Source organism: Prevotella sp. P5-126, assembly GCF_002251185.1.
In the GTDB taxonomy this organism is placed as follows: domain Bacteria; phylum Bacteroidota; class Bacteroidia; order Bacteroidales; family Bacteroidaceae; genus Prevotella.
In genome coordinates this window covers 14,391-37,825 of sequence record NZ_NPIZ01000003.1, presented here as the reverse complement: position 1 = coordinate 37,825, position 23,435 = coordinate 14,391, and the positions used below count along the sequence as shown (strand labels likewise).

The following is a 23,435-nucleotide window of genomic DNA, read 5'->3' as shown; positions in this document are numbered from 1 at the left end:
AAGTGGTCAAGCACTTCCTTGGGCAGCACCATACGTGCCAACATTAGCAAACCTTTGTCTTCCATGATGCAAAGGTAAGCATTTCATATGAATCATACTCATTTACCCCTATGAAAAATCTATTGAGCCCGGATTACGGCTCACCCGATAAACCTAGGGGGAATATTGGCTCACCCGATATATCTAGCCGGAAAGCATTTTGATTCTACAGAAAATTTATATCTTTGCACCATGAACAATCAAGGATTATTAGCATCGGCACAGTTGATACTGCCATCAGAGATACTTTCAAATTTTGAAGTAGTACGTGTAGAAAGAATAGGCATCCCTTATTCGCATCTATCTTGACGAATCGGTTAAGGCTGAATATAAAGAGAACCCAGAGATTGAATCCAAAGGGTTCTGTGAAGCCGTAACCATACGTGACTTCCCGATCCGCGACAAAGGTGTTGATCTAATCGTCAGAAGGCGCAAATGGTACGACAAGCAGAACAACCGATACTTCTCCGATTCTTATGAGCTGAAGGCTGAAGGAACCCGCTACTCCAAGGAGTTTGCGGCTTTTTTAAAAGGAGTGTATGGAGACGATCCCTACGACCTCCCGTTCACTTGACCACTATTATCACATAAACGGGGATACGTTTGAAAAGCAATATAAGGAAGTGCTCAGCGGCTATCGCGAATGGGCCGAACTCTCGCATGCAGAAGACTGGCTTGTCTTTCCCGAAAACATAGGTGAAAGCATCTGCATTGACGAAACGGCTCCAAACAACGGTGAACTGTACACGATAGTAAGCAACAGAACTTCACATGGGGGTAAAGGTACCATCATTGCTATTATAAAAGGTGTGGCGGCAGATGTTTTCACAGAAATACTTATGCGCATTGACGAGGACAAGAGACTGATGGTTAAGGAGATAACAATGGACATGTCGAATTCCATGCGACTTATAGCCAGACGCTGTTTCCCGAATGCAATGCGTACCATAGACCGCTTCCATATACAGAAACTTGCATGTGATGCCTTGCAGGAGATGCGCATCGCACATAGATGGGACGCTATTCAAGCAGACACGGACGCCAGGGAAGAGGCCAAATGTTTGGGTGAAGCATACACTCCAATTGTGCTTGCAAACGGTGACACCCACAAGCAGTTGTTGGCTCGCAGCAGATATTTGCTTTTCAAATCTGCCGACAAATGGACAGAAAGTCATAGACAAAGAGCTGAGGTGCTCTTTGAAACGTATCCTGATCTTAAAGAAGCATATTCGCTTACGCATATTCATTAAGAATGATATTTTCCAAGAATACCGTCAAAGATGCTGCAAGACTCTCGCTTGCACGCTGGTATAACAAAGTGGACGACTCTGGCTTTAAGAGTTTCAATGTTATTGCCGCCACGCTTTACGAGCATTATGATGAAGTCTTGAACTTCTTTGTCAACAGGGCAACTAATGCTTTTGCAGAGTCATTCAATGCTAAAATTAAGGCGCTTAGAGCTGCTTTAAGGGGAGTAACGGATATAAAGTTCTTTCTTTTCAGACTTACAAAGCTATATGCTTAATTCCCCTGGTTTGTCGGGTGCGCCATTAAATGGGAGGGAACTTGCAAAAATAAATAGGAGAGAAACGATGCTTCTCTCCTACTCTATATTGTTGCATGCTATTGCTTATTGCATATCATATACAACCTGCATGAGCTTCTTGCCGATTTCGTCAGCCTCTTCCATGGTTGGGGCTTCACTATACACCCGGATGATAGGCTCGGTATTGGACTTACGCAGATGTACCCATTTGGTGGGGAAATCAATCTTCACACCGTCGATATCGTTAACATGGGCTGTGGCGTCGGCAGAGAACATCTGCTTCACCTTGACGAGGATGGCGTCAACATCGGTATCAGGAGTGAGGTCGATGCGATTCTTGGCTATCTGATAGTCGGGGAACTGAGCACGCAGTTCGCTAACCTTACAGCCTTTCTGGGCAAGAGAGGTAAGGAAGAGGGCTATGCCTACAAGGGCATCACGACCGTAATGACATTCGGGATAGATGACTCCACCGTTTCCTTCGCCACCAATAACAGCATCTACTTCCTTCATCTTGGTAGTCACGTTTACTTCGCCTACGGCTGATGCGTAATAAGTTCCTCCATGACGCTCTGTGACATCGCGCAGGGCACGAGTGGATGACAGGTTGCTGACGGTATTGCCTTTGGTCTTCGACAGGACGTAGTCTGCCACGCTGACGAGCGTGTATTCTTCGCCAAACATACGACCATCTTCACAGATGAAGGCGAGGCGGTCAACATCGGGGTCAACAACAATACCGAGGTCGTATTTACCGGTTTTCATCTCGTCCATGATGCCTTGAAGGTTTTTCTCCAGGGGTTCGGGGTTATGGGCGAAATCACCTGTAGGTTCGCCATTAAGTATGGTGTATTCCACTCCCAGCTCATCAAGGAGTTTAGGGAGAATGATGCCTCCTACGCTATTGATAGTATCGACACATACTTTGAAGCCAGCCTTTTTGATAGCTTCCTGATCTACGAGGTCAAGTCCAAGTACTTCTTCTATGTGCCAACTGTCGGCTTCGTCGCAATTGATATAATGACCGAGGTGATCTACATCGGCATAATCGAAGCACTCACTTTCTGCCGTTGCCAACACTTCAGCGCCATCGGCAGCGGTAAGAAACTCTCCATTGCTGTTGAGCAATTTGAGGGCGTTCCACTGGCGTGGATTATGTGAGGCGGTAATGATGATACCACCATCGGCACCGAGCATGCTTACAGCCAGTTCTGTGGTAGGTGTAGTGGCGAGACCGATATTGACCACATCGAATCCCATACCGATGAGTGTGCCACAAACCACATTATCGACCATTACTCCCGACATGCGAGCGTCACGTCCTACGACGATGGTTGGACGATGGTTGTTGAAATCGGCTTTAGCACCATTATTGCCCTGCTTTTTGATGAACTGGGCATAAGCCGTTGTGAACTTTACAATGTCAAGAGGATTAAGCGTATCGCCTGTGGGACCTCCTATAGTTCCACGGATACCAGAGATAGACTTGATGAGTGTCATGATGTTGGTTTATATTAGTGTGATTTTAATTGTCTCGTTGATAGGTAATGACGTAAAAGGCAGGATAAACCGACTGACTGGCAGTCTGTGTGCCTTGTGAATGGGGTACGATAAGTTTCACCTTAGCAATCTCGTCACCTTCCTGGAGGGGGCGTCCTACGTTGATATAAAGCAAGGGGACAAGCCATCCGGAGGGTACGGAAGATGTGCCGTGGTAGAGTTGCATCATGCCCGAAACGAAGGATGCCTGGAAGGTGCTTCCATTGCGCTGTACGGTCATCTTATCCACATACTGTGACACGTCGATATACTGACCATTCATATAGATGGTTCCTACTATATCGTTGCGGATGAGCATAGAGTCGGTCAGGATATTTGTTTCAGAGAAGCGACAGAGCACGTTGACGGTTTTTCCACTCTCTACCTGCTGTCCGCAGCCTTTACGGATAATCTGCATATAGACGCCACTCTTGTCGAGCAACACATATTGATTTTTCTTAAGATCAGTGGTTTGTCCTTGTTCTTCAAACTGTTTTTCACTAATGACGTTGATAGCCGAATCGACAAGAAATTTGCTGATAGCCTGTCGTTCCTTCTTTTTCAAGTCGCTATAGGTTTCATAGTCGTTACAAGCTGCAAAGAGCGATACGACCATCGCCAGTAGCATCAGATAGGATGTTTTTTTCATTCTTTGTTGTTACTATTGGGTTTATCGGCACAAAATTACGAATTATTCCGCAATTATTGTCACGTTTAGACTACTTTAACTTGTCTTCGTATGCCAAAAAAGCTCTTTCCACCACTTTCACGGCCTCTTCTATGGTGCAATGCAACTTGCCACCTGAGGCATTGAGGTGTCCTCCCCCGTTGAAAAAGTCGGCAGCCATCAAGTTGCATGGGAAATCATCAACCGAGCGAAGGCTTACCATAACGAGATTGGGTTTCTCAGTATCTTCTCGAAGCGAGATAGAAAGTCGTAATCCTTTAATTTGCAATGGCATATTAACAATTCCCTCCGCATCTCCTTTAATGAAGTTGAAGTTTTTTTGGTCTTCACGCGTGAGGGTGTAATAGGCAGCGTGACGCTTAGCATCAACCACGAGGCGATTGCACAACACATGGCCTACAAGGCGCAGGCGCGACTCGCTGTAATTATGATAGACATTACGATAAATCTTATCCTTATTGATGTGCTTGGTCAGGAGTTGGCTGATGATATAAAATGTCTCAGGCGAGTTGGAGTTGAAAGTAAACCCTCCTGTATCTGTCATCATGCCACAATAGACGGCTGTTGCAAAATGGCGTCCGAGCTGTTCAAACAGTCCCAACTGCCAAGCCACACGGAACACAAGTTCGCTGGCAGATGACATATTGGGATGGGACACGCAGACCTGACACGCTATGCTGGGGTTGAGATGATGGTCTATGAGTACACGGGGTGCAGTACATGCCTCCAGGGCGGCTTCCATATCGTCGGTACGAGACAGAGCGTTGAAATCGAGACAGATTACAAGGTCAGCTATTTTCAACACCATATCGACATAATCGCTTCGCTTATCGTAGCGTACTATCTTTTCGGTATTAGGCAACCATTGCAGATAGTCTGGAAACTGGTCAGGTACCACCATTACGGGTTCCTTGCCCATGCACTTGAGAACTTCTGCCATTCCCAATACCGAACCTATGGCGTCACCATCAGGACTGACATGACAGCATAAAACGATGTTGTTGGCATGATGTATAAGGGAGCGCAGTTTACTGCACTCCCCTTCAGTCATAATGTTATTCAGCATCAAAACAATTTGTTAGGATAGACACCTTCATTTACCAGTTTCTTAATTCTCTTCACGGTATCTTCACGGTCGGCTGCGTAGGTCACTCCAAACCACTTAGAGGTGGTGTCTAGTACCTTAACGGTAGCAGTCTTCTCGTTGATGAGTTTGTTGACCATCAATGGAATGAAAAATTCTGCCTTCAGATTTTCTATGTTCTTCGGATCTGAGAGGAATGCTTTAAACTCATCCTGTGAATAGTTGAAATAGTCGGGAGTGAAGCCCCACATGTTCATTGACACAGGAGTATTGTCTGCTACTTCAATCCATTTACCATTTTCATCCTTATAGCGGATGGCTTCTGTTACTGCACCGGCATTTGAACCATCTTCTGCGCAACGTACAATCTCGGTACGTTCAACAACGGTTGTCAGATGTCCTTCTGCATCGGTAGAGCAGATGCCGCGTGCTACGGTACCATTCTCGCTCAGGGTGTTTCCTACGCGGAATCCAACCATAGCATACTGGTTTTTAGCACCTTCAGGCAGTTCGCTAAGGAACTTTCCGATGACCATAAAGGCGTCGCGATTATAGAAGTCATCGCAGTTGATGACACAGAATGGTTCTTTGATAACATCCTTACCCATCAGTACGGCATGATTGGTACCCCATGGTTTCTGTCGTCCTTCTGGAACGCTAAAGCCTTCGGGTAATGCGTCAAGTGCCTGGAAGCAGAGTTCGCATGGAACCTTATGTTGATACTTAGCAAGAATCTGTGTACGGAACTGCTCTTCAAAGTCTTTTCTGATTACCCATACGATTTTGCCAAATCCGGCTTGTATGGCATCATAGATACTATAGTCCATAATGGTTTCACCATTAGGTCCCAGTCCGTCAAGTTGTTTGAGTCCGCCGTAACGACTTCCCATTCCGGCAGCCAATAAGAATAATGTAGGTTTCATAATTCTGTTAATTCTGATAGATTATATTTTTCTGCAAAGGTACGAATAAGTGAGCGGAATACAAAAAGAAAAACACGTTTTCTTTTTTTATTCCCGAACGAAAGTACCTTGGTACAAGCGAAAGAAAGAACCAAAGCGCGTTAGCTCTGAGGTTCTTTCTCTTTCACCGTAACTTTAGCTTTTACGGGACGGCTCTCGTTAGCAAGTCTGTTGAGTGCCGTTACATAATAGACATATCGTCCTGGTTCTCCAACAATCTCATGATGACAATCAGCTGTGATGCAAACGATATGTGAGGCATCATCGAGATTGACCGGTTCGCCTTTTGCAAAGTGATATACCACATAGCGTACAGCCTCATTCTGCCATGCCTTACCCTTGGGTGGTGTCCAGAAAAGCACCTGCTGGTTGGCAATACGTAAAGGTTTGAGTTTACGTACCTTTTTAGGAGCCTTATCACACAGATGGGGCATAAGGGGTTGAAGTGCGGGTTTCTTCCAATACACCTGTCGAAGATTGGTGCCATAGTTGCCAACATTATCTACGGCAGCTTTCGCATACCACAACACCGTACCTTGTATTCCAGGCAATTCTGCATGATATTTCATCTTGGCAGGCAACTGATTGCGACTGGGTTGTTCCGGGTCAGGAAACTTCACGGTACGCTCCACATCCTCGCCGATAAATAGCGGACGCGCAGCGGCATGATCATTCCACCATTTCACGAGTTCGGCATAATCAGCCGCAGGATGACCAATCTGCCAATACAGCTGTGGAACTGTATAATCAACCCATCCGTTGTCTATCCATTTGATGACATCGGCATAGAGATCATCATAGTTTTGAAGACCGCGTGTACGGCTTCCTTCTGGGTCGTTCGCTTTATTACGATAGATGCCGAAAGGACTCACTCCAAATTTCACCCATGGCTTGACCCGATGGATCGTTGTGTTGAGTTGCTCTATCAACAGGTCAACCTGATAGCGTCGCCAATCACCACGATTGCTGAAGCCTTGGGGATCAGCCTTATACTGTGCGTCATCAGGAATATCCACTCCTGCCACAGGATAAGGATAGAAATAGTCATCGATATGAAGTCCGTCGATATCGTAACGTTTCACGATGTCCTCAACTACTTTACAGATATAATCACGATTCTCCTGAAGAGCAGGATTCATCACCACTAATCCGTCATAGCGAAAGCTCCATTCTGGATGTTTTGTCACGATATGGTTTGAAGCCAACATGTAAGACGACTTAGTCTTGGCACGATATGGGTTGATCCAGGCATGGAGTTCCATGCCCCGCTTATGACATTCATCAATCATCCATTGCAAAGGATCCCAATAAGGCACAGGTGCTTTTCCCTGTACTCCTGTCAGAAAATGACTCCATGGCTCTATGCTGCTTTCGTAGAGTGCATCACATGCTGGACGAACTTGAAATATAATGGCGTTGGCACCATCTTTCTGCAGTTCATCCAGTTGGTAGGCAAGTGTTTTCTGCATCTGTTGCGTTCCCATGCCTTGAAACTGTCCGTTGACACATTGAATCCATGCGCCACGGAATTCACGTTTTACAGACTGTGCCGACAGTCCTAAAGATATCAGCATACACATGATGCCGAGGAGGATAATGTTTTTTCTCATATTGCTCATTGTGCAGTATCATTAAAGAAATCTTTTTTCTGACTACGCGCTTCGTCGAGCGAAAGCAGTTGTTGCTGTTGTTGTTGATAATCGTCGCGCAGGTGTTGGTAACGCTCGTCAAGTCCGTTGACGATCTGAGTCTTTTCGGTTTCGCTCATCAAGCGGGCAGCAACGGTTGCGTTTTGCGAAGCATCCTTCATCCACACCACAGGGCCTCCATAGACGGGTGCAATCTTCAATGCCACATGGAGTTCGCTCGTTGTGGCTCCACCTATCATGATCGGGATATGAAGTCCTGCACGTTGCATTTCACGCGCCACGTTGACCATCTCTTCCAGACTGGGTGTTATCAGTCCTGAGAGTCCTATCATATCGACGCCCTCTTCTATGGCTTTCGCCACAATCTGTTCGGCAGGAACCATGACACCCATATCTACAATATCATAACCATTACAAGCCATGACGACCGCTACGATATTCTTACCAATATCATGAACGTCGCCTTTGACCGTAGCTAACAATACTTTTCCTGCCTTACGGTCGCTATCGCCCTTCTCTTGTTCGATATAGGGTTGTAGAATCTGCACAGCCTGTTTCATGGTTCGTGCAGTTTTTACCACCTGTGGCAGAAACATCTTGCCTTGTCCGAAGAGTCGTCCCACCTCATTCATACCCGCCATTAGCGGTCCTTCGATGATCTCTACCGCACGTGCGTACTGTTGCAGTGCTTCTTCCAGATCAGAGGCAAGATAGTCGCCCACACCTTTTATCAACGCCTGTTGCAACCTACTTTCCACATTCCCTTCACGCCATTGTTCTTTGCGTTGGTTTGTTGCGGCATCAGCAGGTGTCTGTGCTTTGAGGGCCTGTTGTTGTTCCAAGAGTTTGTTTGCCAACTGCGTGAGTTCATCGGCAGCTCCTGCATGACGATTAAGAATCACATCCTCAATAACCTTCAGTTCATCGGCAGGAATATCGGAATAGAGCACTTTCGTGGCAGGATTGACAATACCGAAATCCATTCCCCGTTGAATGGCATGATAGAGGAATACCGCATGCATGGCTTCGCGGATGTAATTATTTCCACGGAAGGAGAAAGAGAGATTGCTGACACCCCCGCTCACATGGGCACCAGGAAGGTTTTTCCTGATCCATTCGGCAGCACGGATGAAGTCGAGCGCATAACTGTCATGTTCTTCCATACCTGTTGCCACAGCCAGAATATTAGGGTCGAAGATTATATCGAGCGGATTAAATCCAACACGTTCTGTAAGAATACGATATGACCGCTCTGCAATCTCAATACGTCGTTCAAAACTGGTCGCTTGACCTTGTTCATCGAAGCACATCACCACAACTGCCGCCCCATAGCGTTTGACGTCCTGTGCATGGCGTATAAACACCTCTTCTCCTTCTTTCAGCGAAATGGAGTTGACGATGGATTTACCCTGTACACATTGCAGTCCGGCAGTAATCACCTGCCAATCTGAAGAGTCGATCATCACAGGAACTGCAGCAATATCGGGCTCTGACGCAATGCGATTGAGGAAATTGACCATTTCGCTCTTCGCATCAAGCAGTCCATCGTCCATATTGACGTCAATGACCAAGGCCCCATCCTCCACTTGTTTGCGGGCAATGGCAACAGCCTCATCGTATTGTTTCTCTTTGATGAGTCGCAAGAACTTACGCGATCCTGCCACATTACACCGTTCACCAACGTTGACAAAATGGACCTCTGGAGTCACCTCCAGCAATTCAAGTCCACTCAGTTGCATATAGGGAGACGCTTCAGCCGGACGATGCGGTGTCTTTCCAGCAACAAGCGGGAGGTATTCGGCAATGAAGTGTTCGTCAGTACCGCAGCATCCGCCGATGATATTGACAAGTCCCTCGTCAATCATAGCGCCAATCTTCGGAGCCATGGACTCAGGAGTCTCATCATAGAGTCCCATTGAGTTGGGGAGTCCTGCATTGGGATAGGCACTAATATAATAAGGAGCACGTCGTGCCAGTTGGCGAAGGAATCCTATCATCTGGTCTGCACCGAAAGAGCAGTTGAGACCTACCGAAAAGATAGGGTAACTGCTGATGCTGGCAAGGAAAGCCTCAAGTGTTTGTCCGCTGAGCGTTCGTCCTGCAAGGTCGCTCACGGTAGCGCTAACCATGATAGGCAGTTCGATATTGCGTTGTGTCATTACCGCCATGGCAGCATCTATAGCCACTTTAGCGTTCAGCGTATCAAATACCGTTTCGATGAGAATAGCATCCACCCCACCCTCAACAAGTGCGTCCATCTGCTCTACGTAGGCATCATAGAGTTGGGGGTAAGTCAATTCGCGGGCGGCAGGATTACTGACATCGGGAGACATTGAGCAGGTTTTATTGGTAGGTCCCACACTACCAGCCACGAATCGTGGTTTATCGGGTGTGGAAAATTCGTCTGCCATACGTCGGGCGATACGAGCACCGGCAAGGGCCACTTCGTGACAACGGTCTTCCATGTGGTAGTCCGCCTGCGAAATACGTTGTGCATTGAAAGTATTTGTCGTGATGATATCAGCCCCTGCAATAAGATATTTTTTGTGAATATCCTCTATCACATCAGGACGTGTCAGACAGAGGATATCGTTATTCCCACGCATCTGTCCACGTTGGTTGGTATAGATATTTCCACGAAAGTCCTGTTCAGTAAGTTCATACTTCTGAATCATCGTTCCCATAGCTCCATCAAGCACAAGGATGCGTTGTTTGGCAATTTCTTTGAGTGTTGTCATTTAGTAGTGTTTCATTGCACGGTCCATTTCCCTGCGGTCTTCTTTCTCTTTGAGGGTCTGACGCTTGTCAAACTCCTTTTTACCCTTACAGAGTGCAATATCCATCTTAGCGCGTCCGTGTTCATCAATAAACACGAGAAGTGGCACGATAGTATAACCCGTCTGTTTGGTGGCAGACTGCAATTTCTGTATCTCACGTTTGGTAAGCAGGAGTTTGCGGTCTCGTTTCATCTCATGGTTGTTGTATGAACCATAGAAATAGGGTGACACATTCATGCCCTTGACCCATATTTCTCCATTATGTATAAAGCAATAGGTATCTACCAGACTCGCTTTACCAAGTCTGATAGACTTTATTTCTGTACCTGTCAGTACGATTCCTGCGGTATATGTTTCAATAAAGAAGTATTCGAACGAAGCCTTCTTGTTTCTTATCTGCACAGGACTTTTCTTACGTATTTTCTCGTCGTCCTTATTCATAGCAATCTTCTCATTCGTTTGTCACAACGACAAAATGATCGATGTGTTGGTCTATATATGTTGCAATTTGTGAGGTCCACTCTTCTTCCTTTTCTACAAAAGTATCGTCAAGGTCATCAAACTCCGGCATTTGCTCAAAAAGTGCCATAAACTCCTCTTCACTGCACTCCCGCTCAATGGTAACATGATATTTCTCATAGAGCGTATGTGCATCGTATATGAGTTTGGAGAGGTCACGAAGTCCCCACTGTTTGATGGCCTTGGCAAATGGATTTTTGAAGATAAAAGGTCCGTAACCATTGTGGATGAGCTGTACAAAACCACCGTCCATTACCTCTTCATGGAGTGCATTCCACGCCAACAGGGTTATTTGGTCTGCATTGAGCATGCCCATATTATCTGCTGTAAGCTGTCCTCCTATGGCTTGGTGTATGGCGTTGACGAAAGCATCGACGAAGGCATCCATACCTTCTTCGGCAGCCTGTCTCAGCGTCAGGTCTTGTATTTTAACTTCGTTTGACATAGATATTTTGTTTGATGTATAGTTATGGATTATATCAGTTATCTTGATAGGCCTCTTCTCCTATCTGCTCACGTGCGCCGATAGTGAGTTTGCGTAAGTCGTAATAAGAACCGTTGTAGATATTGAAATCAACATCCCCTTTGATGCCCGGCAAACGTCCCACATCGGTATGTTGCCAGAACTTCCAGTTACCTTGATACTCCACCTTGTCCACATAATAGTGAGCAATCCAATAGGGATATTGGTCGAAGACAGGGTCGCTGAGGTAACGCATCTTAAATTTATAATAAGTATAGATGATGGGCTTCACACCATATTGGTGTTCTACCAGCTGCAACCAGAGTAGAATGCTCTCCTTAAACTCTTGGTCGGTTTGAGTGTTTGGTTTCTTCTCTACGTCTAATACCGGTGGCAAATCGCCATTCTCCAGTTTCACTTCGCTGATAAAATGCTCGGCTTGGTCTTTTGCCGATGACCGAACACTATAGAAATGATAGGCGCCTCGTGTAAAGCCGTGTTCTCGAGCCTGTTCGAAATTATCATGAAAGTTTTCGTCTATCAGACTGGCACCTTCTGTGGCTTTGATCATAACGAACCGGATGGGGTATTTATCTATCATTCCATTGTCACGAAGTTCGTCCCAGTCAATCTCTCCCTGATGATGAGAGATGTCGATACCGTGAATTTCATAACCTTCCGGGTAATTGACGTCACCATAGAGTGCACGCCATCGGAAGCCGAAGGGTCCAACAAAGATATAGTAGAAAAACCAAATATACGCCGCTACAAGTAAGAATCCGCCTAACCACCAGGACCATCCTGGAAGACGACGTAACAAACGCACAAAGAGCCCTGGCCGCTTGCGGCGGACAGGACTCGATATGCGTCTTTTATGTTGCTTTCTACGTGAAGTCGGCATAAATCAGATTAAGCCTGCTCCAAAGCCAGTGTTCTGGTTGTCTGATCACATACTTCTGATGGACCCCAGTACTGGATTGGGCCGGGATAAACATAAGCAGTCTCTTTAGCCCACTGCGCTCTATGAGCGGCAAAGAACTTGAATGGTGCACCATCAAGCTCTACAAGAGCCTTGCGGATAACGGGCTTGTTCTTACCATTACGACGCTCAATGTTCATCATCATAGTGATGGGCACACCACCGGCAATCCATTGTTCTGCAGGTGCTGTTGTGTTCTTGATGATTGACATATAACCAGTCTTGCCATTAGCAATCAGGCGTGAAGCGTTGAAACCGAGTGAATAGCAATAGTCTGCATCATAGTTTGATGGAGCAGCGCAACGGCCTTCGTAACCAAAGAAGTGATGCTGTGCAGCAAACTTACCATTGTACTTACCCTCTTTCGCCCAAAGAGCAAGTTTAGCCTCAACCATGCAAGAGAGGAGCTTCTCTGTTTCGATCAATGACACCTGAACGTTTCCATGAGGGTCGCGGTCGAGACAAAGCTGACGAGCCACGTCTGCAGGAAGTGATTCGAGTACTGCGAGGTTGTCCTTGGCAATAGCGTTCTTTACGAAAGAAATCTGTTCTTCTGCATTAGCAAATACGCGAGGCTCACCTGTTGCAGGATCAGTCAGTACTTCGTTCAGTTCGGCAATCAGTTTCTTGATAGCAGGAATGAACTCGATAAGTCCTTCTGGAATAAGTACGGTACCGAAGTTATTACCTTCGTTGGCACGGACTACCACTGCATTTGCGATGTAGGTTACAACATCGTCAAGTGACATTTCCTTAGCCTCTACCTCTTCTGAAATCAGACAGAGATTTGGCTGGGTCTGAAGTGCACATTCCAAAGCAATGTGTGAAGCAGAACGACCCATCAGTTTGATGAAGTGCCAATATTTGCGGGCTGAGTTACAGTCACGCTCAATATTACCAATGAGTTCACTATAGGTCTTACAAGCGGTATCAAAACCAAACGAGGTCTCAATCTGAGCGTTCTTCAAGTCACCGTCAATAGTCTTAGGACAACCAATTACCTGTACGCCGTATTTCTTTGCAGCATAATACTCTGCAAGAACACAGGCATTTGTATTAGAGTCGTCACCGCCAATGATAACCAAAGCCTTGATGCCAAGCTCACGAAGGATTTCAATACCCTTCTCGAACTGATCTTCCTTTTCCAATTTGGTACGTCCAGAACCGATAATATCGAAACCACCGGTATTACGGTAGTTGTCCATGATCTCGGCTGTTATTTCCATATAATTATGGTCAACCAAACCGCCAGGACCAAGAATAAATCCATACAGTTTATTTGCTGGGTTAAGAGACTTGACACCGTCAAAAAGACCAGAAATAACATTGTGTCCGCCAGGAGCCTGACCACCAGAAAGGATAACACCTACGTTAAATGCAGGCAGCTGTGTGGCTTCACCTGGTTCAAAGGTAATTACAGGCATTCCATAAGTGTTAGGGAACAATGCCTTGATCTCATCCTGATTTCCTACTGATTGTGTTGGTTCACCCTCTACAGCTTTTACAGCTCCCTGAAGAGCCTTGGGTAATTTGGGCTGATAAGCAGCTCTTGCAATTTGCAATGCACTTTTTTCCATAAGTTGATTTTATTTACTTTTTGAATAATGAACTCTTTTTTGGGTTACAAAAGTAGTCATTTTCTTCAAAAAATAAGAATTAAAATGGCAAAAAACACATTTTTAATATTTTTTTAAACGATAAAGATTGTAAATTAGAATATTATCTGTATCTTTGAACAAAAATTAAAATAAATCACAAAAAAAACAAAGGAGGAATATTATGGCAAACAAAAGAGCACTAAAAAAGAACGTCAATCTGATCTGTGATGAACTTTACATCGATTTTATTGCCGCTTCACTTTATGGCAATACCCATGACGATAAAATTTTAGCAAATATTCTAGAGACAATAGACAAGATGCAAAGCAATACGCTCAGCCGCATTTCTCATCCGGAACCAGGCATGAGCAAAGGCAAATATTTCAAAGACCTCAAAATACAATTCAAGACTTCTGTCCTTGAAATAGCAGATCAAATCAGCAATCTCTAAATAATGAATATGTGGAAATCATTCTGTAACTGGCTGTTATATAAACGTATGGGGTGGACTGTAGATGTCACAGAACCCCACCCCGACAAATACATCATTTGCTTAGCTCCACACACCAGCAACTGGGACTTTCTTATTGGACAACTGTATGCTGGAGCAAATAGCATCAGCAGTAACTTTCTCATGAAGAAAGAATGGTTCTTCTGGCCTCTGGGACCTATTTTCCGACGTATGGGAGGCATTCCTGTATGGCGTTCAAAACACACAAGCATGACCGATAACTTGGCAGAATATGCCAAGCAATCAAAATGTTTTCATCTCACCATTACACCAGAGGGAACACGATCGCCCAATCCAGAGTGGAAGAAAGGCTTTTATTATATTGCTTTGAAAGCAGGAATACCTATTCTGCTTTATGGAGTAGATTACAAGAAACGACGCATCCAGTGCACCAAGACCATTATTCCTAATGGCAATATTGACGACCAGATGCATGAAATAAAAATATATTTCAAAGATTTCCAAGGTAAGAAACCTGAGAATTTCTGTTTAGGAGACATCTGATGAAAAAACTGACGCTGATACTATTGCTGGTTTGTATGCTGCCAAAAGGGACATATGGACAGACTACAGACGATGCACTATTACGTAATCGCTTAGAATCATATTTTTCTCACTACAAACCCATTGGCGCGCAGTTCTCACGGCGCGCCCATCTGTCTGCATGCGAAATTGATACTACTGAGAGAAACATCACGATACTGGCCAATGAGACGTTTGCCGAACAGGCATTCACGCCGCAGTCGGTAGAACGTATCGAACAGGAGGTACGAAAACTGTTGGTTGGACAGTATGCGGACTACAGTTTCTCGATACTTACCCACAACAGAGATATTCACGAACTCATCCCCAACCGACTACGCGAAAAACCGGATAAGAAGCGCCAATGGAACCATATCGACTACCAAGGAGCACCATGGGTCAGAAACGTTTCCTCACCTATTAGTATCCGACATGGTCTGGATGGACGTCATGTGGCATTATGGGCAAGCCATGGCTATTATTACAACATTGCCAAAGAAGAATGGGAATGGCAACGTCCACGCCTTTTCGCCACAAGCGAGGACTTATATACGCAAACCATCGTAGTGCCCTACCTCATTCCTATGTTGGAAAATGCAGGAGCCATTGTGTTTACCCCGCGCGAAAGAGTATGGCAGAAAGAAGAAATCATCGTGGATAACGACGGTTCGAAGCGCAACTATATCGAAGCGACTGCCAGCAACAAATGGAAAAACACCCCCAACAGCGGATTTGCTTTCCACCAGGGGCCTTATGTAGATGGGGAGAATCCCTTTCAGGCGGGAACAGCACGCATGGTGAAGACGACGGGCAGCAAAACCCGCTATTCCCTTGTCAGTTATCAGCCCGAATTTCCCCGTACTGGAAAATATGCCGTTTATGTCAGCTATCAAACATTACCCAACAGTATTGACGATGCTCACTATACCGTATGGCACCGAGGAGAACGAACTGAATTTCGTATCAACCAACGCATGGGCGGAGGAACATGGGTCTATCTCGGAACATTCGAATTTGACAAAGGGTATAGTGAATTCAACCGGATAACCCTCACCAACCACAGCAGCAAGAACGGCGTGATTACAACCGATGCTGTCAGGTTTGGCGGAGGAATGGGCAATATTCAACGGGGAGATCGGGTCAGCGGAATGCCTCGGGCTTTGGAAGGCGCACGCTATTATGCCCAATGGGCAGGAATGCCATACAGCGTCTATAGTTCAAAAAACGGACAGGATGACTATGGCGACGATATCAACGCCAGATCCAACATGGTCAACTATCTGGGGGGCGGTTCACCATTCATGCCCGATAGTGCCGGACTCCATGTACCCATAGAACTCTCATTGGCTGTCCATTCCGATGCAGGACTCCGTCGCGACGGACGAAGTCTGATAGGCACACTATCAATCTGTACCACCGATTTCAACGAAGGACTGCTGGGAAGCAAAGTGTCCCGACTGGCTTCGCGTGATTATGCCGATGCCCTTTTGGATGGTATTGTTACTGACATGCGGTATAAGTATGGAAAATGGAACCGTCGTGAAATATACGACCGAAACTACTCTGAAACCCGTCAACCCGAAGTGCCGAGTGCTATCATCGAAACGCTCTCTCACCAGAATTTTGCGGATATGCGCTATGCCCTCGACCCCAATTTCCGCTTCACGCTGGCACGTTCACTCTACAAGACTACGTTGCGCTTCATGAGTGAAATGCACAATAAAGAATATGTCGTCACCCCATTGGCTCCTACCAATTTCCGCATCAGCCTTGACAACAAAGGTATGGCGCGTCTGGAATGGGACGGCGTGGATGATCCACAGGAGAAGACTGCCTCGCCCTCTGGATACATTATATATAAAGGTATAGAAGGTATGGATTTCGACAATGGTACCGTGGTCCGCAGCAGAAACAATTACGAGGTCCGACTGGAACCCGGATTGCTTTACCACTTCAAAGTGGCTGCCTTCAACGATGGCGGCAAGAGTTTCACAACAGAGACTCTTTCAGCTGTCTATCAGCCTGAAGCAAAGGGAAACATTCTCATCATCAACGGATTCAACCGACTGTCTTCACCTGCCGTGAGATTCTCTGACACCGAACAGGGTTTCGACCTGGACGAAGACCCTGGAGTAACAAGAGGTTGCATGCCTGGATGGATGGGACGCCAGTTGAATTTCGACAATAACAGCAGGAGCTTTGGCGACAGCGGAGACGAGATGGCTGGGACTTTCTTGGCTGGTAACGACTTCAACTATGTTTCAACTCATGCCAAGGCGATTGTTGCGGCAGGAAAATACAATATCGTCAGCGCTTCGGTAAAAGCCGTGGAAAGCAAACAGTTGCCGTTGGAGCAATTCGACATGATTGACCTGCTATTAGGACTGGAGCGTGACGATGCACACAGTTTGGTATATTATAAAACCATGAAGCCCACCCTGCAACATCTGTTGCGCCAGTACGCCAACCATGGCGGTTCTCTACTGGTGAGCGGCGCCTACGTCGGTTCTGATATGAAATCAGACGAAGACAAGAACATGCTCGCAGAGGTATTGAAATGCCAAAGTGCCTCGCCTTACAAGGCTGCCAACGACAGCATCACGGGCATGGGAACCACCTTCGATTTTTACCATCAGATGAACGAAGAGCATTATGCGGCAACGGCAGCAGACGTCATAAACCCCGTAGGGAAATCCTTTGCCGCCATGCGCTATGCAGACGGTCAAACGGCAGCTGTTGCCTATCAAGGCAACGACTATCGCGCCTTGACCATGGGATTCCCCTTCGAATGCATCAAAAGCGATAAAAAGCGCAATACACTCATGCGTGGCATGATCAATTTCCTGATCAACAGACAGTAATAACTCAAAACAAAACAATATTAACTCAAAAAATCAACAATCTATGTACAGAATCCAGAGCAACCCCACAGGAACCCGCAGTATAGAAGTCAGCGAGCAACACCTTACAACAATCGAGAAGTATCAACTCTTCCGCGATCTTATTGACTCCAATGGGTATATTGACGAACAGGTTTTAGACAAACTCAAACTCAACATTCGCGCCCTGCTCGAATCTGAAGCCACAACAGACAAGGCACTTCTTGACCTTTGCCTCGACGTCATCTACCATCATAACATGAAAGCTTTCGGCTTGCAACAGCTCATTCTGCTGTTCATCAACTGGAAGAACCAAAACGAAGATCCTATCGGAGTGGACGCTGACGTCATACAGGGCACTCCCCTCAACTAAAATACATATACATTGGCAAACAGCAAATATCAACTGACAGACTTTCTTCCTACTACGAAGAAAGAAATAGAACTACGCGGCTGGACAGAACTCGACGTTATTCTGTTCAGCGGAGACGCTTATGTAGATCACCCGTCGTTTGGCGCAGCAGTCATCGGACGCATACTGGAAGCCGCCGGCTATAAAGTGGCTATCGTACCACAGCCCGACTGGCATGGTGATTACCGTGACTTTAAGAAACTGGGACGACCACGCCTGTTTTTCGGCATCTCACCGGGATGTATGGATTCCATGGTCAATAAATATACAGCCAACAGACGGTTGCGTTCCGAAGATGCATACACCCCTGACGGGCGACATGATATGCGTCCTGAATATCCAACGGTGGTCTATAGTAATATTCTCCGTCAGCTCTACCCCGATGTCCCTATCGTACTTGGAGGCATCGAGGCTTCGTTGCGACGCCTCACTCACTACGACTATTGGCAAGACCGATTAAGGCCGTGCCTGCTTTGTGACGCACCGGCTGATATCATCTCATACGGTATGGGAGAGAAAACCATTCTTGAAATTGCCCGTTGCTTAAACGATGGACTGCCCCTATCTTCGCTTCACGAATTGCCCCAGGTCGTCTATCTTGCCCGTCGCAACGAAATTGTCGATGGCATCAGCGATCATGATATCGTGCTCCATAGCCACGAAGACTGTCTTAGAGACAAGCGGAAACAAGCCGAGAATTTCCGGCACATCGAAGAACAGTCGAATATGATGCACGCCCAACGCCTCATTCAAGCCGTCGGCGACAAATATGCTGTTGTCAATCCGCCCTATCCGCCCATGACAACCGAAGAACTGGATGCCTCGTTTGATCTGCCCTACACGCGCCAACCGCATCCGAAATACAAAGACAAGCGGATTCCGGCGTATGAGATGATCAAATACTCCGTCAACATCCATCGAGGATGCTTCGGAGGATGCGCTTTCTGCACCATCTCTGCCCATCAGGGAAAATTCATTGCCTGTCGCTCCAAACAGAGCATCTTGCGCGAGGTTAAACAGGTCATGGGGATGCCTGGCTTCAAGGGTTACATCTCAGACCTTGGCGGACCTTCTGCCAATATGTATGGCATGCGAGGACGCAATCTGAATGCGTGCGAGAAGTGCAAACGACCCAGTTGCATCCACCCGCAGATTTGTCCCAATCTCAATACCGACCATACTGCCCTGCTGGATATCTACCGTAGCGTCGATGCTATTCCCGGCATCAAGAAGAGTTTCATCGGCAGCGGTGTGCGCTACGACCTCATTCTGCATCATAGCAAAGACGAAGAAAGCAACAAGGCTGCCATGGAGTATGCCCGCGAACTCATCACCAAACATGTCAGCGGACGACTGAAGGTGGCTCCAGAACACACCAGCGACAACGTATTGCAGCTGATGCGCAAACCGCCATTCAGACAGTTTGACGATTTCAAGCACATCTTCGACCGCATCAATCGCGAGGCACACCTCAACCAACAGATCATCCCCTATTTCATCTCCAGCCATCCAGGCTGCAGAGAAGAGGACATGGCACAACTGGCTGTGCTCACCAAACGCCTCGATTTCCAGTTGGAGCAAGTGCAAGACTTCACACCCACCCCCATGACCGTTTCTACCGAGACATGGTACACAGGCTACGACCCTTACACCCTCCAGGAGGTGTATAGTGCCCATAGCCCAAAGGAGAAACTTGCCCAACGCCAATATTTCTTCTGGTACAAACCAGAGGAACGCAGATCCATAGAACAGAGTCTGCGACGCATCGGGCGTTCCGATCTGATTAGAGAACTATGCCCAGGATCTGGCGGAAACCCATACCGCCAACAGCCGACAGGAATGCCTCACTATAAGAAATACAACAATGAAAATCATCGAACAGAAAATACAGGGAAAGGATCCGGAAAAGAAATGCGAGGACGGAATCGTCGTAACAGATGATTTTATCGCAGTCATTGATGGGTCAACAGCCAAGACCAACTACCGGCACAGCCGGTTTCGTTCCAACGGGCGACAGGCCATGCGGTTGACCGGCAAATACATCAAGAAAATGCCCAAGGGAATTGATTGCCATCAGTTTCTGATAGGGGTGACCAACTATATCCGTAGAGAGTATAAGAAGTCGGAAACAGAACACCTCCTCCTGCATCCGGAAGATCGCCTCACCTGTTCTGCCATCATCTATAGTCGCCTTCAACGGCAATTATGGCTGGTGGGCGACTGCCAATGCTTGATAGACGGCGAACTGATAGACAATCCGAAACCCGAAGAGGCTGTTCATGCCGCCAAACGTTCTGAATATGCCAAAAAGCTGTTGAGTCAGGGCACTACCGTAGATCAACTGCTCACCAAGGACGCCAGTCGCGAATATATTATGGCTGATATGGTGGAGAGCATGAAACAACAGAACGTCAGTTATGCCGTGATAGACGGTTTTCGCATTGCCGAACAGTTTGTGAAGGTCATCACCCTCGATTTCCAACCTCACCATATCGTCATGGCAAGCGATGGCTACCCCTTCCTGCGTGAGACACTCGACGAGAGCGAACAGCTGCTCCGGCAACAGCAGGAGAACGACCCACTCAATATCGACACGTTCTTAGCCTGCAAGGCATTCATCAACGGCCAGGATTCATTCGACGACAGGAGTTACATCAGCTTCAAAATCTGATTCCATCGTTCCAGAAACAATGGCAGGCTAATCATCAAAAATCCACGGAGTGTTTAGTTTATAGGTTAAAGGTTAAAGGTTAAAGGTTAGAGGTTAAAGGTTAAAGGTTAAAGGTTAAAGGTTAGAGGTTAGAGATTCTATTTGAAGATTATTTTTAAGATTTTAGTTAAGATTTCGAGCATCTCCGATGCGATCCATAACAAAACCTTTCCCAAAAGCGAGGTACTCGAGCGCATTCTGGTCAGGATTTTCTTTAAAGATTATGTTTGTGGAGGCTGAATGATAGATTATTTCTTGCGTCAGCAACATTTCATAAAAGATTTCCTCCAAAGATTTCTTGCCGTAGGCAACTAAAAAAAATCCACGGACCACACGGAGAACACAGAGAAAGATTTTCGTAGGATGATAAAGACCACTCCCTAAGACCTCAGACCTCAGACTTCAGACCTCAGACCTCAGACTTCAGACCTCATCATTCGTTTTTCAGCTTGGGTAGTGATAAATGATACTTCACCGCCATGAAACGTATCAGACAGGTTGTGGCAAACGAGACGATGACAGTCACCTCAATAGGAACATTCAAGACCACCAGTCCCCAATACGCAAGACCGCCGGCAACGGCAGCAATGGCATAGATCTCCTTGCGGAAAATCACAGGTTCGTTGTTGAGAAGCACATCACGGATCACTCCTCCAGCCGCCCCTGTAATACATCCCATGATGATGGCGACCCAAAACGGCTGTCCAAAGACGATAGACTTCTGAATACCGGCAATATTAAAGAGAGCCAGACCCAGTGTGTCAAAAGCAAACCATGCGTTGCTCAACCTTTTAAGGTGTCGGGCAAAGACAATCACAAACAATAACGCCATTGCCGTACATTCCATATAAATAGGATTGGTCATCCAGAAAGGAGTAGTTCCCAACATCACGTCACGTATCGTACCGCCGCCGATAGCCACCGCAATTCCGCAAACGTAGCCGCCAAACCAGTCAAATCTTTTGGATGCAGCATGCCGAATACCGGATATCGCAAAGGCAAATGTTCCGAGAAACTCAATAATCTGCTGCACCAGGATATCATATTCCATATTCATTGTTTATACCTTTCCCCCCAATAGTTAACCATTCTTTCATAGAGTTTTTCTTCTGCCGGCGAGTGTTGCCCATGCCATATCCGTTCGTCAACAAGAGCATCAGGCATATATTGCTGTGGTGTGAAATGACCGGGATAGTCATGCGGGTAGAGATAACCGTCATGATAGCCCAACTGCTTCATGAGTTGCGTAGGCGCATTGCGAAGAGGAAGCGGAACAGGCTGGTTGCCAGTCCGTCTGACAAGTTCCAAGGCAGCATCAATACCTAAATAGGCAGAGTTGCTTTTCGGACTCGTTGCCAGATACACAGTAGCTTCTGCAAGCGGAATGCGCCCTTCGGGCCATCCAATCTTCTGCACCGCATCAAAGGCTGCATTAGCCAGCAATAACGCATTAGGATTAGCCAATCCGATATCTTCTGAAGCAGAAATCACCAAACGGCGTGCTATGAATTTAGGATCTTCCCCACCCTCTATCATCCTCGCCAACCAATAGAGTGCCGCATCGGGATCAGACCCACGGATACTCTTGATGAAAGCAGAGATAATATCATAGTGCATCTCACCATCCTTGTCGTAAGCCAGCGGATTCTGTTGCAGGCGCTCAGCCACCATTTTGTCGTCAATAACAATAGGCTTACTCTTGTCCGATGCTTCTATCACCAGTTCCAAGATATTGAGAAGCTTACGCGCATCGCCACCGCTGAACCGCAACAAGGCATCCGTCTCTTGCAGCGTAATATCCATCTCTTTCAGATAGACATCCTTCGTGATGGCCCTGTCGAGCAACTGCAACAAATCATCTTTTTCCAATGATTTCAGCACATAGAGTTGACAGCGGGAAAGTAGAGGTCGTATCACTTCAAACGAAGGATTTTCGGTAGTAGCGCCAATAAGCGTCACCACACCTTTCTCAACAGCCCCCAACAGAGAATCCTGTTGCGACTTAGAGAAGCGATGAATCTCGTCGATAAACAATATCGGTGATGCTTCGTTGAAGAAGCGCCCTTTCTGTGCACGTTCTATCACATCCCTTACATCCTTTACCCCACTCGTCACGGCAGAGAGCGTATAGAATGGAGTTTCAAGCCGATGTGCTATGATCTGCGCCAAGGTAGTCTTGCCGACTCCCGGTGGTCCCCACAATATAAACGAGGAAATCCGCCCAGCGTCTATCATCTTGCGCAAGACAGCCCCTTGTCCAACAAGGTGCTGCTGTCCTATATAGTCATCGAGCGTCCTTGGACGCAAGCGTTCTGCCAATGGTTCTGCCATAGATTCTTATCAATTTTGATACAAAGGTACTCTTTTTTTTTTATAATACCATCGTTTTCTGTAAGTCAAATGAGCACAACCGAATTTTATTCGGATTTTGCCATGACGAGAAAACGAAGAACGAAGTTCATGGTTTTCTGTAAGTCAAATGAGCACAACCGAATTTTATTCGGATTTTGCCATGACGAGAAAACGAAGAACGAAGTTCATCGTTTTCGTTAAGTCAA

At 46.4% G+C, this 23,435-nt stretch carries 18 protein-coding genes and 1 pseudogene; 7 read left to right on the top strand and 12 right to left on the bottom strand.

All coding sequences use genetic code 11. The annotated features are described in order from the left end of the window. The first annotated feature begins 578 nt into the window (after window positions 1–578). Window positions 579–1,564 (top strand): annotated as a pseudogene (locus tag CIK90_RS00635) (transposase). A gap of 105 nt (window positions 1,565–1,669) precedes the next feature. On the opposite strand, the gene glmM reads toward CIK90_RS00635, so the two are convergent. From glmM to CIK90_RS00585, 10 genes are all read right to left on the bottom strand, one after another. After that, entirely contained in the window at window positions 1,670–3,085 is a 1,416-nt protein-coding gene (gene glmM / locus CIK90_RS00630; protein WP_094389469.1) for a phosphoglucosamine mutase, read from the bottom strand. 25 nt (window positions 3,086–3,110) lie between these two features. Next, entirely contained in the window at window positions 3,111–3,773 is a 663-nt protein-coding gene (locus CIK90_RS00625; RefSeq protein ID WP_094435096.1) for a DUF4827 domain-containing protein, read from the bottom strand. A 70-nt stretch (window positions 3,774–3,843) separates the two neighbouring features. After that, window positions 3,844–4,878 carry a bifunctional oligoribonuclease/PAP phosphatase NrnA gene (locus CIK90_RS00620; protein WP_094389471.1) on the bottom strand — a complete coding sequence of 345 codons (1,035 nt, stop codon included), beginning with the start codon at window positions 4,876–4,878 and terminating at the stop codon, window positions 3,844–3,846. Beyond that, window positions 4,878–5,819: a nucleotidyltransferase gene (locus CIK90_RS00615; RefSeq protein ID WP_094435094.1), complete on the bottom strand. Its 942-nt coding sequence runs from the start codon at window positions 5,817–5,819 to the stop codon at window positions 4,878–4,880. Before CIK90_RS00615 ends, CIK90_RS00620 begins: the two co-directional genes overlap by 1 nt. Before the next feature lie 140 nt (window positions 5,820–5,959). Further along, complete coding sequence (locus CIK90_RS00610) at window positions 5,960–7,468, bottom strand: glycoside hydrolase family 10 protein (RefSeq protein WP_254046237.1); 1,509 nt, start codon at window positions 7,466–7,468, stop codon at window positions 5,960–5,962. Between the two features lie 5 nt (window positions 7,469–7,473). Further along, complete coding sequence (gene metH / locus CIK90_RS00605; RefSeq protein WP_094435090.1) at window positions 7,474–10,245, bottom strand: methionine synthase; 2,772 nt, start codon at window positions 10,243–10,245, stop codon at window positions 7,474–7,476. Beyond that, the gene (gene smpB, locus CIK90_RS00600; protein ID WP_094389475.1) at window positions 10,246–10,725 is read right to left on the bottom strand and encodes an SsrA-binding protein SmpB; all 480 of its coding nucleotides are present in this window, start codon (window positions 10,723–10,725) and stop codon (window positions 10,246–10,248) included. A gap of 10 nt (window positions 10,726–10,735) precedes the next feature. After that, window positions 10,736–11,248: a DMP19 family protein gene (locus CIK90_RS00595; RefSeq protein WP_094389476.1), complete on the bottom strand. Its 513-nt coding sequence runs from the start codon at window positions 11,246–11,248 to the stop codon at window positions 10,736–10,738. Window positions 11,249–11,282: 34 nt separating this feature from the next. Beyond that, window positions 11,283–12,167, bottom strand: a complete 885-nt coding sequence (locus CIK90_RS00590) for a glycoside hydrolase family 25 protein (protein WP_094389477.1) — start codon at window positions 12,165–12,167, stop codon at window positions 11,283–11,285. Between the two features lie 8 nt (window positions 12,168–12,175). Further along, window positions 12,176–13,822: a diphosphate--fructose-6-phosphate 1-phosphotransferase gene (locus CIK90_RS00585; RefSeq protein WP_094464061.1), complete on the bottom strand. Its 1,647-nt coding sequence runs from the start codon at window positions 13,820–13,822 to the stop codon at window positions 12,176–12,178. A 202-nt stretch (window positions 13,823–14,024) separates the two neighbouring features. On the opposite strand from CIK90_RS00585, the gene CIK90_RS00580 reads away from it, so the two are divergent. The 6 genes from CIK90_RS00580 to CIK90_RS00555 are packed head-to-tail and all read left to right on the top strand — an operon-like array spanning window position 14,025 to window position 20,838. Then, window positions 14,025–14,294: a hypothetical protein gene (locus tag CIK90_RS00580; protein ID WP_094435084.1), complete on the top strand. Its 270-nt coding sequence runs from the start codon at window positions 14,025–14,027 to the stop codon at window positions 14,292–14,294. A 9-nt stretch (window positions 14,295–14,303) separates the two neighbouring features. Then, window positions 14,304–14,858 (top strand): 1-acyl-sn-glycerol-3-phosphate acyltransferase, encoded by a 555-nt coding sequence (locus CIK90_RS00575; RefSeq protein ID WP_094446476.1) that lies wholly within the window; start codon window positions 14,304–14,306, stop codon window positions 14,856–14,858. Continuing rightward, entirely contained in the window at window positions 14,858–17,737 is a 2,880-nt protein-coding gene (locus tag CIK90_RS00570) for a xanthan lyase (RefSeq protein ID WP_094464060.1), read from the top strand. The genes CIK90_RS00575 and CIK90_RS00570 overlap by 1 nt, the downstream gene beginning before the upstream one ends. 43 nt (window positions 17,738–17,780) lie before the next feature. Continuing rightward, entirely contained in the window at window positions 17,781–18,128 is a 348-nt protein-coding gene (locus CIK90_RS00565; protein WP_094464059.1) for a hypothetical protein, read from the top strand. Between the two features lie 12 nt (window positions 18,129–18,140). Continuing rightward, entirely contained in the window at window positions 18,141–20,108 is a 1,968-nt protein-coding gene (locus tag CIK90_RS00560; RefSeq protein ID WP_094464058.1) for a YgiQ family radical SAM protein, read from the top strand. Then, window positions 20,032–20,838 carry a hypothetical protein gene (locus tag CIK90_RS00555; protein ID WP_094464057.1) on the top strand — a complete coding sequence of 269 codons (807 nt, stop codon included), beginning with the start codon at window positions 20,032–20,034 and terminating at the stop codon, window positions 20,836–20,838. Before CIK90_RS00560 ends, CIK90_RS00555 begins: the two co-directional genes overlap by 77 nt. Before the next feature lie 472 nt (window positions 20,839–21,310). Here the strand turns inward: CIK90_RS00555 and CIK90_RS00545 are convergent, their stop codons facing one another. Then, entirely contained in the window at window positions 21,311–21,928 is a 618-nt protein-coding gene (locus CIK90_RS00545; protein ID WP_094440075.1) for a trimeric intracellular cation channel family protein, read from the bottom strand. Between the two features lie 2 nt (window positions 21,929–21,930). Next, complete coding sequence (locus CIK90_RS00540; RefSeq protein WP_094464055.1) at window positions 21,931–23,208, bottom strand: replication-associated recombination protein A; 1,278 nt, start codon at window positions 23,206–23,208, stop codon at window positions 21,931–21,933. Window positions 23,209–23,435: the final 227 nt, after the last annotated feature.